This window comes from Streptomyces sp. NPDC055955 (genome assembly GCF_042270245.1).
Classification (GTDB): Bacteria; Actinomycetota; Actinomycetes; order Streptomycetales; family Streptomycetaceae; genus Streptomyces.
On the sequence record NZ_JBHJYS010000006.1, the window covers coordinates 449,072 to 464,056 of the forward strand.

12 protein-coding genes are annotated in these 14,985 nt (G+C 69.3%); 7 read left to right on the top strand and 5 right to left on the bottom strand.

Annotated elements, in window-relative coordinates; all coding sequences use genetic code 11:
• The first annotated feature begins 95 nt into the window (after positions 1-95).
• The gene (locus tag ACFC96_RS15670; RefSeq protein ID WP_376258805.1) at positions 96-3,251 is read left to right on the top strand and encodes an efflux RND transporter permease subunit; all 3,156 of its coding nucleotides are present in this window, start codon (positions 96-98) and stop codon (positions 3,249-3,251) included.
• 78 nt (positions 3,252-3,329) lie between these two features.
• Here ACFC96_RS15670 and nadA read toward each other — a convergent pair whose 3' ends face one another.
• Positions 3,330-4,520, bottom strand: coding sequence for a quinolinate synthase NadA (nadA, locus tag ACFC96_RS15675; protein WP_362899951.1), 1,191 nt, complete (start codon positions 4,518-4,520; stop codon positions 3,330-3,332).
• A gap of 279 nt (positions 4,521-4,799) precedes the next feature.
• On the opposite strand from nadA, the gene ACFC96_RS15680 reads away from it, so the two are divergent.
• Positions 4,800-5,156 carry an iron-sulfur cluster assembly accessory protein gene (locus ACFC96_RS15680; RefSeq protein ID WP_100592151.1) on the top strand — a complete coding sequence of 119 codons (357 nt, stop codon included), beginning with the start codon at positions 4,800-4,802 and terminating at the stop codon, positions 5,154-5,156.
• Positions 5,157-5,231: 75 nt separating this feature from the next.
• Here ACFC96_RS15680 and ACFC96_RS15685 read toward each other — a convergent pair whose 3' ends face one another.
• Both ACFC96_RS15685 and ACFC96_RS15690 read right to left on the bottom strand, forming a co-directional pair.
• Positions 5,232-6,713 carry a hypothetical protein gene (locus tag ACFC96_RS15685; RefSeq protein WP_376612676.1) on the bottom strand — a complete coding sequence of 494 codons (1,482 nt, stop codon included), beginning with the start codon at positions 6,711-6,713 and terminating at the stop codon, positions 5,232-5,234.
• 122 nt (positions 6,714-6,835) lie between these two features.
• Positions 6,836-7,048 carry a hypothetical protein gene (locus tag ACFC96_RS15690; protein WP_376258800.1) on the bottom strand — a complete coding sequence of 71 codons (213 nt, stop codon included), beginning with the start codon at positions 7,046-7,048 and terminating at the stop codon, positions 6,836-6,838.
• Between the two features lie 133 nt (positions 7,049-7,181).
• On the opposite strand from ACFC96_RS15690, the gene ACFC96_RS15695 reads away from it, so the two are divergent.
• On the top strand, positions 7,182-8,156 hold the full coding sequence (locus tag ACFC96_RS15695; RefSeq protein WP_376258799.1) for a carbohydrate kinase family protein: 975 nt from the start codon (positions 7,182-7,184) through the stop codon (positions 8,154-8,156).
• A gap of 5 nt (positions 8,157-8,161) precedes the next feature.
• Here ACFC96_RS15695 and ACFC96_RS15700 read toward each other — a convergent pair whose 3' ends face one another.
• Positions 8,162-9,550, bottom strand: coding sequence for a cysteine desulfurase/sulfurtransferase TusA family protein (locus tag ACFC96_RS15700; protein ID WP_376258797.1), 1,389 nt, complete (start codon positions 9,548-9,550; stop codon positions 8,162-8,164).
• Between the two features lie 338 nt (positions 9,551-9,888).
• Here ACFC96_RS15700 and coxB point away from each other — a divergent pair, with 338 nt between their 5' ends.
• The 4 genes from coxB (at position 9,889) to ACFC96_RS15720 (ending at position 14,369) form a co-directional block, all read left to right on the top strand.
• A complete protein-coding gene (gene coxB, locus ACFC96_RS15705) occupies positions 9,889-10,848 on the top strand; it encodes a cytochrome c oxidase subunit II (RefSeq protein WP_376258795.1) in 960 nt (319 codons plus the stop codon).
• Positions 10,845-12,581, top strand: a complete 1,737-nt coding sequence (gene ctaD, locus ACFC96_RS15710; protein ID WP_116502518.1) for a cytochrome c oxidase subunit I — start codon at positions 10,845-10,847, stop codon at positions 12,579-12,581. Before coxB ends, ctaD begins: the two co-directional genes overlap by 4 nt.
• Positions 12,578-12,976, top strand: coding sequence for a cytochrome c oxidase subunit 4 (locus tag ACFC96_RS15715; protein WP_376258794.1), 399 nt, complete (start codon positions 12,578-12,580; stop codon positions 12,974-12,976). The genes ctaD and ACFC96_RS15715 overlap by 4 nt, the downstream gene beginning before the upstream one ends.
• 133 nt (positions 12,977-13,109) lie before the next feature.
• Positions 13,110-14,369, top strand: coding sequence for an Ig-like domain-containing protein (locus tag ACFC96_RS15720; protein WP_376612678.1), 1,260 nt, complete (start codon positions 13,110-13,112; stop codon positions 14,367-14,369).
• 80 nt (positions 14,370-14,449) lie between these two features.
• Here ACFC96_RS15720 and ACFC96_RS15725 read toward each other — a convergent pair whose 3' ends face one another.
• Positions 14,450-14,851, bottom strand: coding sequence for a hypothetical protein (locus ACFC96_RS15725; RefSeq protein ID WP_376258791.1), 402 nt, complete (start codon positions 14,849-14,851; stop codon positions 14,450-14,452).
• Positions 14,852-14,985 lie beyond the last annotated feature (134 nt).

The window sequence follows — 14,985 nt, forward strand, 5'->3', positions numbered from 1 at the left end:
GTAGGGGGCCCCGCACGTGGCTTCGGACGCACCCGCGTCCCCCGGACGCCCGGGGCCTCCTCCTGCCGCGCTTGCCACAGAGAGAGACCCACACCATGTCCTGGCTGTCGAGATTCAGCCTCGCTCAACGGGCCCTGATCGGGCTGATGTCGATCATCGCGATCGTCTTCGGCGCCATCGCGATCCCCCAGCTCAAGCAGCAGCTGCTGCCCTCCATCGAACTGCCCATGGTGTCCGTCCTGGCCCCGTACCAGGGCGCGTCTCCCGACGTGGTCGAGAAGCAGGTCGTCGAGCCGCTCGAGTCGACCATCGACGCGGTCGACGGCATCACCGGCATCACCTCCACGGCGAGCGAGGGCAACGCCGTGATCATGGCCCAGTTCGACTACGGCAACGGCTCCAAGCAGCTCGTCGCCGACGTCCAGCAGGCCGTGAACCGGGCCCGCGCCCAGCTCCCCGACGACGTCGACCCGCAGGTCGTCGCGGGCTCCACGGACGACATACCGACCGTCGTCCTCGCCGTCACGTCCGACAAGGACCAGCAGGCGCTCGCCGACCAGCTCGACAGGACCGTCGTCCCGTCCCTCAAGGACGTCGACGGCGTCGGCCAGGTCACCGTCGACGGTGTGCGCGACCTCCAGGTCACCGTCACCCCCGACGACAAGAAGCTCGCCGCGGCCGGCATCAGCCCGGCCGCGCTCGGCCGGTCCCTCCAGGCGGGCGGCGCGACCGTGCCCGCCGGCTCCTTCGACGAGGGCGGCAGCAACCGCACCGTCCAGGTCGGCGGCGGCTTCACCTCCCTGAAGCAGATCGAGGACCTGATGGTCACCGGCGAGGGCGTCAGGAAGCCCGTACGCCTCGGTGACGTCGCCGAGGTCGCGCAGCGGCCCGCGAAGGCCGACTCGATCACCCGCACCGACGGCAGGCCCAGCCTCGCGGTCATGGTCACCATGGACCACGACGGCAGCGCGGTCGCCATCTCCGACGCGGTCAAGGACAAGCTCCCCGACCTGCGCAAGGACCTCGGCACCGGCGCGAAGCTCACGGTCGTCAGCGACCAGGGCCCGGCCGTCTCCAAGTCCATCGACGGTCTGACGACGGAGGGCGCGCTCGGCCTCCTCTTCGCCGTCCTCGTCATCCTGGTGTTCCTGGCGTCGATCCGCTCGACCCTGGTCACCGCGGTCTCGATCCCGCTCTCGGTCGTCCTGGCCCTGATCGTTCTGTGGACTCGCGACCTCTCGCTCAACATGCTCACGCTCGGCGCGCTGACCATCGCGATCGGCCGTGTCGTGGACGACTCCATCGTCGTCCTGGAGAACATCAAGCGACACCTCGGCTACGGCGAGGAGCGCCAGGAGGCGATCCTCAAGGCGGTCCGCGAGGTCGCGGGCGCCGTCACGTCGTCCACCCTGACCACCGTCGCCGTCTTCCTGCCCATCGGCCTGGTGGGCGGCATGGTCGGCGAGCTGTTCGGCTCGTTCTCGCTGACGGTCACGGCGGCCCTGCTGGCCTCGCTGATCGTCTCGCTCACCGTCGTCCCGGTCCTTTCGTACTGGTTCCTGCGCCCGCCCAAGGCGATCAAGGGCGTCGACCCGGAGGAGGCCCGCCGCAAGGCCGAGGAGAAGGAGGCGCGGTCCTGGCTCCAGCGGATCTACGTCCCCGTCCTGCGCTTCGCGACCCGTCGCCGCCTCACCAGCGTCCTCATCGCGGTCGTGGTCCTGGTCGGCACGTTCGGCATGGCCCCCATGCTGAAGACGAACTTCTTCGACCAGGGCGAGCAGGAAGTCCTGTCCATCAAGCAGAAGCTGAAGCCGGGCACCAGCCTGGCGACGACCGACGCCGCGGCGAAGAAGGTCGAGAAGCTGCTCGACGGCGTCGACTCGGTCAAGGACTACCAGGTCACCATCGGCTCGTCCGGCTTCATGGCGGCCTTCGGCGGCGGCACCGACACCAACCAGGCCTCGTACCAGGTGACGCTGAAGGACAAGGCGTCGTTCGAGAAGACCCAGGACCGCATCGAGAAGGGTCTCGGTGAGCTCTCAGGGATCGGCCGGACCACCATCGCGGCCGGTGACGGCTTCGGCAGCCAGGACCTGAGCGTCGTGGTGAAGGCGGCCGACGGCCAGGTCCTGCGCAAGGCGGCCGACGAGGTCCGCGACGAGGTCGCAAAGCTCGACGGCGTCACGGACGTCACCAGCGACCTGTCGCAGTCGGTCCCGCGCATCTCGGTCAAGGCCAACTCCAGGGCCGCGGCCGCCGGGTTCGACGACACCACGCTCGGCGCGGCCGTCGGCCAGGCCGTGCGCGGGACGACCAGCGGCAAGGCGATCCTCGACGACACCGAGCGCGACGTCGTCGTGAAGTCGGCGAAGCCCGCCACGACGATGGACGAGCTCAAGAAGCTCCCCATGGGCCCCCGCGGTCTGAAGCTCGGCGACATCGCCACGGTGAAGCTGGTCGACGGGCCGGTCTCCATGACCCGGATCGACGGCGCCCGCGCCGCGACGATCACGGCCAGGCCGACCGGTGACAACACCGGCGCGATCAGCGCCGACCTCCAGACGAAGATCAACGCGCTGAAGCTGCCCGCGGGCGCGAAGGCCACGATCGGCGGCGTCACGTCCGACCAGGACGACGCGTTCAAGAACCTCGGCCTCGCGATGCTGGCCGCGATCGCGATCGTGTTCATGCTCCTGGTCGCCACGTTCCGCTCGCTGGCGCAGCCGCTGATCCTGCTGGTCTCGATCCCGTTCGCCGCGACCGGCGCGATCGGCCTGCTCGTCGCCACCGGCACCCCGATGGGTGTCCCGGCGATGATCGGCATGCTGATGCTCATCGGCATCGTGGTCACCAACGCGATCGTCCTGATCGACCTGATCAACCAGTACCGCAAGGAGGGCTACGGCACGATCGAGGCGGTCATCGAGGGTGGCCGCCACCGCCTGCGCCCGATCCTCATGACGGCCCTGGCGACGATCTTCGCCCTGCTCCCGATGGCGCTCGGCGTCACCGGCGAGGGCGGCTTCATCGCCCAGCCGCTCGCGGTGGTGGTGATCGGCGGTCTGATCACGTCGACGCTCCTGACGCTCCTCCTCGTCCCGACGCTCTACGCGATGCTGGAGCTCCGCAAGGAGCGGCGCCGCAAGAAGCGCGCGGCGAAGCGGGCGAAGAAGGCCGGAGCGACGGCCGAGCCGGAGGCCGCGCAGGCCACGGAGGCCGAGTCCGGGGACCCGGAGCCGGCGGGAGTCTGACCCTTTCGGCGCAAAGCCCGGAGCCCGGGTCCCACCTTCACGTGGGACCCGGGCTCCGGGCTTCGCGCGCCTTCGCGCCTACGGCAGCGCCAGCATCCGCTCCAGCGCCTGCTTCGCGAACTGCTCGGTCTCGCGGTCGACCTCGATCCGGTTGACCAGGTTGCCCTCGGCCAGGGACTCCAGGGTCCACACCAGGTGCGGCAGGTCGATGCGGTTCATCGTCGAGCAGAAGCAGACCGTCTTGTCGAGGAAGACGATCTCCTTGTCGGGGTGCGCGTTGGCGAGGCGCCGCACCAGGTTGAGCTCGGTGCCGATCGCCCACTTCGACCCGGCCGGGGCCGCGTCGAGGGCCTTGATGATGTACTCCGTCGAGCCGACCTCGTCCGCCGCGGCGACGACCTCGTGCTTGCACTCGGGGTGCACCAGGACCCGTACGCCGGGGATCCGCTCGCGGACGTCGTCGACCGAGTCGATCGAGAAGCGCCCGTGCACCGAGCAGTGCCCGCGCCACAGGATCATCTTCGCGTTCCGCAGCTCCTCGGCGGTCAGGCCGCCGTTCGGCTTGTGCGGGTTGTACAGGACGCAGTCCTCCAGGGACATCCCCATGTCCCGCACGGCGGTGTTGCGCCCGAGGTGCTGGTCCGGCAGGAAGAGCACCTTCTCGCCCTGCTCGAAGGCCCAGTCGAGGGCCCTCTTCGCGTTCGACGAGGTGCAGATCGTGCCGCCGTGCTTGCCGGTGAACGCCTTGATGTCCGCGGAGGAGTTCATGTACGAGACGGGCACGACCTGCTCGGCGACGCCGGCCTCGGTCAGCACGTCCCAGCACTCGGCGACCTGCTCGGCGGTGGCCATGTCGGCCATGGAGCACCCGGCGGCCAGGTCGGGCAGGACCACCTTCTGGTCGTCGCCGGTGAGGATGTCGGCGGACTCGGCCATGAAGTGCACACCGCAGAAGACGATGTACTCGGCCTCCGGCCGGGCGGCCGCGTCGCGGGCGAGCTTGAAGGAGTCGCCGGTGACGTCCGCGAACTGGATGACCTCGTCGCGCTGGTAGTGGTGGCCGAGAACGAAGACCTTGTCCCCGAGCTTCTCCTTGGCCGCGCGGGCGCGCTCCACCAGGTCCGGGTCGGACGGGGAGGGCAGGTCTCCAGGGCACTCCACACCGCGCTCGCTCCGCGGGTCGGCTTCGCGGCCGAGCAGCAGGAGGGCCAGCGGAGTCGGCTGAACGTCCAGGTCAACGGGGGTCTGGGCCGTGGTCACGTCACGCACCCTTTCTTGTTATGACATTCGTGCGGCGAGGCTTCTCGTCGAAATGACGCTATCTATCATAACTGCTTCACGTCAGAATGACGATGGCCATCGTGTCGATGTGACGCAATCCGCGCGGACCGGCCCGTGCCGCCCGCGCGCGGGGTGTGCGAGCATGAAAGGGCAAGGAAGCCGAACTCGCCGCGAGGCGAAACACGAGCGCCAGGGCCGGAATGAAACCGCGGCCCCGCCGGTTGGAACGTCGGCAAGCAGTCTCCGTACAACCCTGGAGAGAAGCAGATGTCCGTATCGGACGAGACCACCACCGTGAGCGACGGCATCCTCCTGTCCGACGCCGCCGCGGCCAAGGTCAAGGCCCTCCTTGACCAGGAAGGGCGCGACGACCTGGCGCTGCGCGTCGCCGTACAGCCCGGAGGCTGCTCCGGCCTGCGCTACCAGCTCTTCTTCGACGAGCGCTCCCTCGACGGGGACGTCGTGAAGGACTTCGGTGGCGTCAAGGTCGTCACCGACCGCATGAGCGCCCCGTACCTGGGCGGCGCCTCCGTCGACTTCGTCGACACGATCGAGAAGCAGGGCTTCACGATCGACAACCCGAACGCCACGGGCTCCTGCGCCTGCGGCGACTCGTTCAGCTGAGTCTGAGCCTGTACGCACACGAAGCGGCGGTTCCCTGCTCGAGGGGGAACCGCCGCTTCGTGTCGTGTCGCGGGGTCAGCTCCGCGGCGCCGGCTCGTGCCCCCGCCCGCCGTCCGCGTGCGGCACCGCCTTGCCCTCGGAGTCCACGACCTTCCGGCCGTCGAGCGGCTCGTCCAGCGTCACCGGCAGCGTGTAGAACTTCGCCATCGCGATGCAGACCGTGCCCTTCTTCCGTGTCTCCGTGACCTTCAGGGCGACAGTGCCGTCGTTCTCCGTGGCGGTGGCCGTGTAGGTGCTGCACACGCCGCCCGTGAAGTGCGCCGTCAGCGTCCGCCCGTCCACCGTGTAGCTGTCGGGGCGCACGGCGCGGGTGTCGGTCCCCGGGGAGCCGGGGCTGACGCTCGGCCGCGGGCTCGGCTTGCCGGTCGGCCCCGGCGCATGCGGCGAGGTGAGGAACTTCGGGTCCACCGCGGGATGCGTCACCGTGAACGCCGCCTGCCCGCCCTGCGGCTTCACCTGGAACAGCCACGACGGCACGAGGATCTGCCGTCCCTGCGAGAACTGCGCCGCGAGCCCGAACGTGGCCCCCGTGACATGGACGGGCTCCGCCGCGGGCAGTTTCGTCGGTGCCTTGCACGGTGCCTCGTCCCGCTCCTTCACCGGCACCGGGCTGGCGCAGCCGCCGATACCGACGCGACCGGCCCCGACAGCCGCGGAGTTGAGCAGATCGAGCGTCTTCTGCGCACTGATCACGGGGTACGTGTCACCCTTGACCGGTTTCTTCAACTGGCCGCTGCCGCCCACCACTTGACCGTCCGAGCCGACCTGCACGCCCGTGGTCCAGCCGTACGTGGGCAGGTCGCCCACGCGGGGCTCCGCGTTCACCACGCGTACAGCGCCCATCAGTTGGCGCGCGTCGAGCTTCGCGTCGTCCTGGCCGAGCGCCTTGAGCACCGGAGCGGCCGCCTTCTTCGCGGCCTCCTCGCTCACGGCGTCCTCGGTGCTGCCGTTCCCCGGCGCCTCGGTGCACCGGGTGGGGCTCGCGCACTTGTGGCCCGCGGACGGTGCGTAGCGTGCGTACGTCCAGGCGCCGGGTGCCCGTTCGGTCACCTGGAGTGAGGGGCCCGAGCCGTCCTTCGCCGGGCCCACCTTCCAGGCGCCGTTCTCCAGGCGCGGGGTGCCCTGCGCGTCGAGCGTCCTGGCGAGCGCGGCGACATCGGCCGCGGTCACCTTGCCCTGGCTCCGGTAGACGGGGGCGTCGCCGGGGCCGGTGGGGAGCTTGCCGTCGGCCCGGTAGCGGGTGCCGTTCGGGTCGGGCTCGCCCGGCGCGATGCCCGAGGTGGAACCCGTGCCGCCCTCCCGGTAGCCGTCCAGGGGCAGCGGTGGGGGAGTGGAGCCGTCACCGGCCGCCGGAGCCCCGCCGCGGCCGTCACCGTCGGCCGAGGTCGTCGCGAAATACGCGCCACCGCCACCGACGAGGAGTACCGCTGCCGCGACCGAGGCGACAGTCAGCGGAGACCGCCCCCGGTGTCGATCCTGCGTCTGCTCGGTGCTCACCGCATTGCTCCTTCACCTGTCGCGTCGTACGCCGTATCCCCCCGTACGGGGGACAGCGATGGGACGCAGCGGGGGAGCGTGCGGTTCCCTCCTCGCTCCCCGGAGCCCGCGCGGGCGCCTGTCTAGTCCCCGTACTCGGACATCGAGTCGATGAGCCGCGCGGACTCGGAGGGCACGACGACGCCGTGGGGGAGGGAGGGGGTGACGGGCGTCTGCTTGTCCTTGGCGGGGGCCGTCCAGTGCGGGGCCATTCGGGCGCAGTCGCCGCGCAGGGACGCGAGGCCGCCTTCGAGGTCGAGCGGTGCGGACGCGGTGCGGACCTTGAGGTTCGTCATAAAGGAACGCTATGCAGGTCCGGCCCCGCGAAGAAAGACCTACTATCGGGTAGTTTTGCCGCTTCAGTCGGACGGACGCGACCCGGTAGCGTAAAGCGTCAACCCCCTCCGCTCAGGAAGACGTGACCACGCCGTGCGTATCGCAGTCACCGGCTCCATCGCCACCGACCACCTCATGACCTTCCCCGGCCGCTTCGCCGACCAGCTGGTCGCGGATCAGCTGCACACGGTCTCCCTCTCCTTCCTCGTCGACAACCTCGACGTCCGCCGGGGCGGTGTCGGCGCGAACATCGCGTTCGGCATGGGGCAGCTGGGCACGGACCCGATCCTGGTCGGCGCCGCGGGCGCCGACTTCGACGAGTACCGCGCCTGGCTCGACCGGCACGGCGTGGACACCGACTCCGTCCGCATCTCCGAGGTCCTGCACACGGCCCGCTTCGTCTGCACCACGGACGCCGACCACAACCAGATCGGCTCCTTCTACACGGGCGCCATGAGCGAGGCCCGCCTCATCGAGCTGCAGTCCGTCGCCGAGCGTGTCGGCGGCCTCGACCTGGTGCTGATCGGCGCGGACGACCCGGAGGGCATGCTCCGTCACACGGAGGAGTGCCGCTCGCGCTCCATCCCGTTCGCCGCGGACTTCTCGCAGCAGATCGCCCGGATGAACGGCGACGAGATCCGCACGCTCCTGGACGGCGCGACGTACCTGTTCTCGAACGAGTACGAGAAGGGCCTCATCGAGAGCAAGACCGGCTGGACCGACGAGGAGATCCTCGGCAAGGTCGGCCACCGCGTCACGACCCTCGGCTCGCGCGGTGTCCGCATCGAGAGCGTCGGCGCGGACCCGATCGAGGTCGGCTGTGCCGAGGAGGAGGCCAAGGTCGACCCGACCGGCGTCGGCGACGCGTTCCGCGCGGGCTTCCTGTCCGGCCTGGCCTGGGGCGTCGGCCATGAGCGTGCCGCGCAGGTCGGCTGCATGCTCGCCACGCTGGTCATCGAGACCCTCGGCACGCAGGAGTACCAGCTGCGCCGCGGGCACTTCATGGACCGCTTCACCAAGGCGTACGGCCACGAGGCCGCGGCCGAGGTCAAGCAGCACCTGAAGTAGTCCCGTCAGGAGAGCCGGCGGACCACATAGGCGGCACCGCGCTCCGCCGGCTCCTCCCCGACGTACTCCTGGCTCCGCATCTCGCACCATGCCGGGATGTCGAGCCGCGCCGCCTCGTCGTCGGCGAGCACGGTCACGGTCCCGCCCACCGGGACGTCCCCGATCACCTTCGCCAGCTCGATGACGGGGAGCGGGCACCGCTTGCCGAGCGCGTCGACCACGAGTGAGGGCGCACTCGCCGGCGCGGGGGCGGGCGCGGTCACGGCCGTCGCCCCCAGCCGCTCCCGTACCGACGCCACCGTCCCGGGCAGCACCCCGAGGAACCGCTCGACGTCGTCCCCCGTCGTCCCGAGCGGCAGCGACACCCGTACGTTCCCCTCGCTCAGCACCCCCATCGCCTTGAGCACATGGCTCGGCGTCAGCGTGCTGCTCGTGCACGACGATCCGGACGAAACAGAAAAACCGGCCCGGTCCAGCTCGTGCAGCAGAGTCTCTCCATCGACATAGAGACAAGAGAAGGTCACCACGTGCGGCAGCCGCCGCACCGGGTCGCCCACCACCTCGACATCGGGCACGAGCCCCGGCACCCGGGCCCGGATCCGCTCCGTCAACTCCCGCAGTCGCGCGTCCTGCTCGGCGGCCTCGGCGCGCACCGCCCGCAGCGAGGCCGCGGCCGCCACGACGGCCGGAATGTTCTCGAACCCGGCCGCCCGCCCCGACTCCCGCTCGTCGGCCGGGCCTTGGGCCGCGAACCGCACCCCCTTGCGCACGACGAGCAGCCCCACGCCCGCCGGGCCGCCCCACTTGTGCGCGCTGCCCGCGAGCAGCGACCAGTCGCCCTCGACCGGCCCCCACGCCAGCGACTGCGCAGCGTCCACGAGCAGTGGCACCCCGGCGGCCCGGCACGCCGCGGCGACCTCGGCCACCGGCTGCACCGTCCCCACCTCGTGGTTGGCGGACTGGAGGCAGGCGAGCGCCGTGTCCTGCCCGAGCGCGGCGGCGTACGCGCCGGGGGAGACGGAACCGGCCCGGTCCACGCCCACCTCGGTCACCGAACCGCCGTCCGCCTCCAGCGCGGCAGCCGAATGGAGTACCGAGGAGTGCTCGACCGCGGAAACCACCAGATGCCGGCCGACACGCCGACGTCCCGCGAGCGCGCCGGAGATCCCCGCATGCACGGCACGCGTCCCCGAAGGGGTGAAAACCAGCTCGTCCGGACGGCAGCCCACGGCGTCCGCGGCGGCCTCGCGGGCCGCGTCCAGGAGCAGCCGGGCCCTCCTCCCCTCGCGGTAGAGCCGGGCGGGGTCGGCCCACCCCTCGTCCAGCGAGGCGAGCAGCGCCTGCCGGGCCACGGGGTGCAGGGGAGCGGAGGAGGCAGCGTCGAAGTAGGACACACCGCAACGGTAAAGCCCGGGGTGGGGGCGGCGTCGGGCCAGGGGCGCGGAGAACGGGCGCGACCCGCCGCCCGGAGCGCGCACCCGGCGCAGTGTCTGCGCCCGCGCCCGTCGGACATCCCCCCGATCCCCCGTCAGATCCCCCCGGAACAGCAAGTTCCACCCCTTCTGAGTGACCCGCGGCGCGTTAGGCACCCTCCCCGCGCGACCCCAAATAGCGTCCAGTAGGGTTTGGTCCGCATAAACATCCAAACCCCTGCCCGTGTGCCAGGGCGGCGAGCGACCAGCGAGACGGCCGTAGCCAACCAGCGCGGGCGAGACTCTCGGGAAGGCGCTACGTGAGTCCCAACGGCTCCGACCGCTCGTCGCGGCGCCCGATGCGGCGGAAGCTGCCGCAGGTGCTGACTGCGGGCCTGATCCTGGTAACCGCTACTGGTTGCACATACAAGGACTTCCCTCGTCTTGGTATGCCGACCCCGGTTACGGAAGAAGGTCCCAGGATCCTCTCCCTCTGGCAGGGCTCGTGGGCGGCAGCGCTCGCCACGGGTGTCCTTGTCTGGGGCCTGATCCTGTGGAGCATCATCTTCCACCGGCGCAGCCGCACCAAGATCGAGGTACCAACGCAGACGCGGTACAACATGCCGCTAGAGGCGCTGTACACGGTTGTACCCCTCATCATCGTCTCGGTCCTCTTCTATTTCACGGCACGAGACGAGTCGAAGCTCCTCAGCCTCGCCGACAAGCCGGCCCACACCATCAACGTGGTCGGCTATCAGTGGAGCTGGGGCTTCAACTACGTCGAGAACGTGCCCGGCTCCACGGGTGACGCGAAGACCTCGAAGGAGCTGGCCGGCATTCCGGACCGCTTCGTCAAGGACTTCCCGGCGAACGCCGGCGGCGTCTACGAGGCCGGTACGCCGGCGTCGAGGAACCCGCAGACGAAGAACCCCGGCCCCACCCTCTGGCTGCCCAAGGGCGAGAAGGTCCGGTTCGTCCTCACCTCGCGCGACGTCATCCATGACTTCTGGGTGGTGCCGTTCCTGATGAAGCAGGACGTCATTCCGGGCCACACCAACGCCTTCGAGGTGACCCCCAACCGGGAGGGCACCTTCCTGGGCAAGTGCGCCGAGCTCTGCGGCGTCGACCACTCGCGCATGCTGTTCAACGTGAAGGTCGTCTCTCCTGAGCGCTACCAGCAGCACCTCAAGGACCTCGCGAAGAAGGGGCAGACCGGTTACATCCCGTCCGGCATCGCGCAGACGAGCCACGAGAAGAACCGGGAGACGAACAACCTGTGAGCATCCTCAACGAACCCCAGGGTGCCGCCGCAGCTGACGACTCGTACGAGAACGAGCTGCCGGTCAGGCGCAAGCAGCCGGGGAATGTCGTCGTCAAGTGGCTGACCACCACTGACCACAAGACGATCGGCACGCTCTACCTGGTCACGTCGTTCGCGTTCTTCTGCATCGGCGGACTCATGGCGCTCTTCATGCGCGCCGAACTCGCTCGTCCCGGCAACCAGATCATGTCGAACGAGCAGTTCAACCAGGCGTTCACGATGCACGGCACGATCATGCTGCTGATGTTCGCGACGCCGCTGTTCGCCGGATTCGCGAACTGGATCATGCCGCTGCAGATCGGCGCGCCCGACGTGGCGTTCCCGCGGCTGAACATGTTCGCGTACTGGCTGTACCTCTTCGGCTCGCTCATCGCGGTCGGCGGCTTCCTCACCCCGCAGGGTGCGGCCGACTTCGGCTGGTTCGCCTACAGCCCGCTCTCGGACGCCGTCCGCTCGCCGGGCATCGGCGCCGACATGTGGATCATGGGTCTGGCCTTCTCCGGCTTCGGCACGATCCTCGGCTCGGTCAACTTCATCACCACGATCATCTGCATGCGCGCACCCGGCATGACGATGTTCCGTATGCCGATCTTCGTGTGGAACGTGCTGCTGACCGGTGTGCTGGTCCTGCTGGCCTTCCCGGTCCTGGCCGCCGCGCTGTTCGCCCTGGAGGCGGACCGCAAGTTCGGTGCCCATGTGTTCGACGCCAGTAATGGCGGCGCCCTGCTATGGCAACACCTCTTCTGGTTCTTCGGCCATCCAGAGGTGTACATCATCGCGTTGCCATTCTTCGGAATCATTTCCGAAGTGATCCCGGTGTTCTCGAGAAAGCCGATGTTCGGCTACTCGGGCCTGATCGGCGCGACCATCGCGATCGCGGGTCTCTCCGTGACCGTGTGGGCGCACCACATGTACGTCACCGGCGGCGTGCTGTTGCCGTTCTTCTCCTTCATGACGTTCCTCATCGCCGTACCGACAGGCGTGAAGTTCTTCAACTGGATCGGCACGATGTGGAAGGGCTCGCTGTCCTTCGAGACACCGATGCTGTGGACGATCGGCTTCCTGATCACCTTCGTCTTCGGTGGTCTGACCGGCGTCATCCTGGCGGCCCCGCCGCTGGACTTCCACGTCTCGGACTCGTACTTCGTCGTCGCGCACTTCCACTACGTCGTCTTCGGCACCGTGGTCTTCGCGATGTTCGCCGGATTCCACTTCTGGTGGCCGAAGTTCACGGGCAAGATGCTCGACGAGCGGCTCGGCAAGATCACGTTCTGGACGCTGTTCATCGGCTTCCACGGCACGTTCCTGGTGCAGCACTGGCTGGGCGTCGAGGGCATGCCGCGTCGTTACGCGGACTACCTCGCGGCCGACGGCTTCACCGCGCTGAACACGATCTCGACGATCTCCTCGTTCCTGCTCGGCCTGTCGATCCTGCCGTTCTTCTACAACGTGTGGAAGACCGCCAAGTACGGCAAGAAGGTCGAGGTCGACGACCCGTGGGGCTACGGCCGTTCGCTCGAATGGGCGACGTCCTGCCCGCCGCCGCGGCACAACTTCCTCACCCTGCCGCGCATTCGCAGTGAATCGCCGGCGTTCGACCTGCACCACCCGGAGATCGCCGCGATGGACCAGCTCCAGAACGGCGGCCACGGGGGCAACGCTCTCTCCGGTGGCAAGGAGGCCGGCAAGTGAAGGTCCAAGGCAAGATGTTCATCTGGCTGAGCGTCTTCGTGCTCGCCATGGCGATCGTCTACGGCGTGTGGTCGAAGGAGCCCGCCGGAACCACGGCGCTGTTCCTGGCCTTCGGCCTGTGCATCATGGTCGGCTACTACCTGGCCTTCACGGCCCGGCGGCTCGACACGGGTGCGCAGGACAACAAGGAGGCCGATGTCGCGGACGACGCCGGTGAGGTGGGCTTCTTCAGCCCGCACAGCTGGCAGCCGCTCGCTCTGGCCGTCGGTGGTGCGCTCGGTTTCCTGGGCGTCGTCTTCGGCTGGTGGCTGATGTACTTCTCGGCCCCGATCATCCTGATCGGCCTGTGGGGCTGGGTCTTCGAGTACTACCGCGGCGAGAACCGGACCCAGTAGGGCCCGGCAGACGCCGAAGGGCCCGGACATTCCTGAGGGAGTGTCCGGGCCCTTTCCCGTGCCCCGCACCGGCCGTGCCTCGGACGGCCCAATCGACGCGCCGCCGACGGCCAGGGTTCATACCGTGTTGCTCATGAACCACTCACCGAGAATTCGCACGGTAATGGGCTGCACTCTGCTGGTGACCGCACTCGGTGCGAGCGTCACGGGCTGCGGCGGCTCCGGTCATCCGCTCTCCGCCAAGCCGTACGACGCGGCGAGCGAGGTCAGCTTCGTCGGGGAGTCAGGGAACAAGAAGGCCGACCCGAACAAGCCGATAGAGATATCCGCGGAGAGCGACGAAGCGCGTATCACCGACGTCACCGCCACCGATTCCATAGGCCGCTATGTGGCGGGCGAACTGTCGGCCGACGGCAGCAGGTGGCACAGCACCGCCCCGCTCGCCGCTGACGCCCACTACACGGTGCAGGTGAGCACCGAGGACGAGGACGGCTCACCGGGCCGCAAGGTCCTCACCTTCGACACGGGCCACGCGGGCAAGAACAAGGCCCTGAAGGTCACCTTCGGCCCCGATGCCGGAAAGTACGGCGTCGGACAGCCCGTCACCGCCGTACTCAGCGCCCCCGTCAAGGACAAGGCCGCACGGGCCGTGGTGGAGCGGGGCCTGAAGGTCGACTCGGAGCCCGCCGTGGCGGGCTCCTGGACGTGGGTGGACGACAAGACGCTGCACTACCGCCCCGAGGAGTACTGGCCCGCGGGCGCCACCTTGGAGGCGCACAGCACCCTCAACGGCATCAAGGTCGGTGACCGCCTCTGGGGCGGTGCCTCCAAGCCCCTGCGGCTCACCATCGGCGACCGAATAGAGGCCATCACCGACGCCGCCTCGCACCAGATGACGGTCTACCGCAACGGCCGTGTGATCAACACGATCCCCGTCACCACCGGCAAGCCCGGCTTCGAGACCCGTAACGGCGTCAAGGTGGTGCTCGGCAAGGAACGCTTCGTACGGATGCGCAGCACCAGCATCGGCATCGCCGAGGGCTCGTCGGACTCGTACGACATGGACGTGTACTTCGCGACCCGGGTGACCTGGAGCGGCGAATACGTGCACGCCGCCCCCTGGTCCACGGGCTCGCAGGGATACGCCAACGTCAGCCACGGCTGCACCGGCATGAGCATGAGCAACGCCGAGTGGTTCTTCAACACCGTCCGCACCGGCGACATCGTGAAGGTCGTCAACAGCAACGGCGCGCAGATGGACCCGTTCGGCAACGGCTTCGGCGACTGGAACCTCAGCTGGAAGAACTGGGAGAAGGGCAGCGCCATCCAGGCGACCGCGACGGACGGCGGCCGCATCGGCGTCCAGGCGGCCCGGCTGAGCCCCGAGGTGTGAGACTTCTGACTCCGGACCGCACACGCAAGGGGCGACCCGCGGCAGCGCTGCGGATCGCCCCTTCGACGTACCGAAGCGCCCTACGCCTCCACGGCGCTCCGCGAGCGCAGCAGGGCGGCCAGTGCGCCCGCGAACTCCACCGGGTCGACCGGCAGCGTCACAGCGGCCTCGGCGCGGCTCCAGGTGGCCAGCCAGGCGTCCTGCGGGCGGCCCATCAGGATCAGCACCGGCGGGCAGTGGAAGATCTCGTCCTTGATCTGCCGGCAGACGCCCATGCCGCCCGCGGGAACGGCCTCGCCGTCCAGGACGCAGACGTCGATGCCGCCGTGCTCCAGCTCCTTGAGGACCGCGGGGAGGGTGGCGCACTCGACGAACTCGACCTCGGGGGCATCGGCGGCGGGCCGGCGCCCGGTCGCGAGGCGGACCTGTTCGCGGGTGCTTGCGTTGTCGCTGTAGACCAGGACCGTCGCGGTCGACTGCATCGTTCCTCCGGGACTTCGGCGTCTTTGACTCATCGAGGTGGGGAAGCGTTGCGCGGAGCCTACTCCTCCCGACACCCCGTCAACACCGGTTCGGACACCGCCCCGATGGGCCATACGGGCTGGACACACCCCAC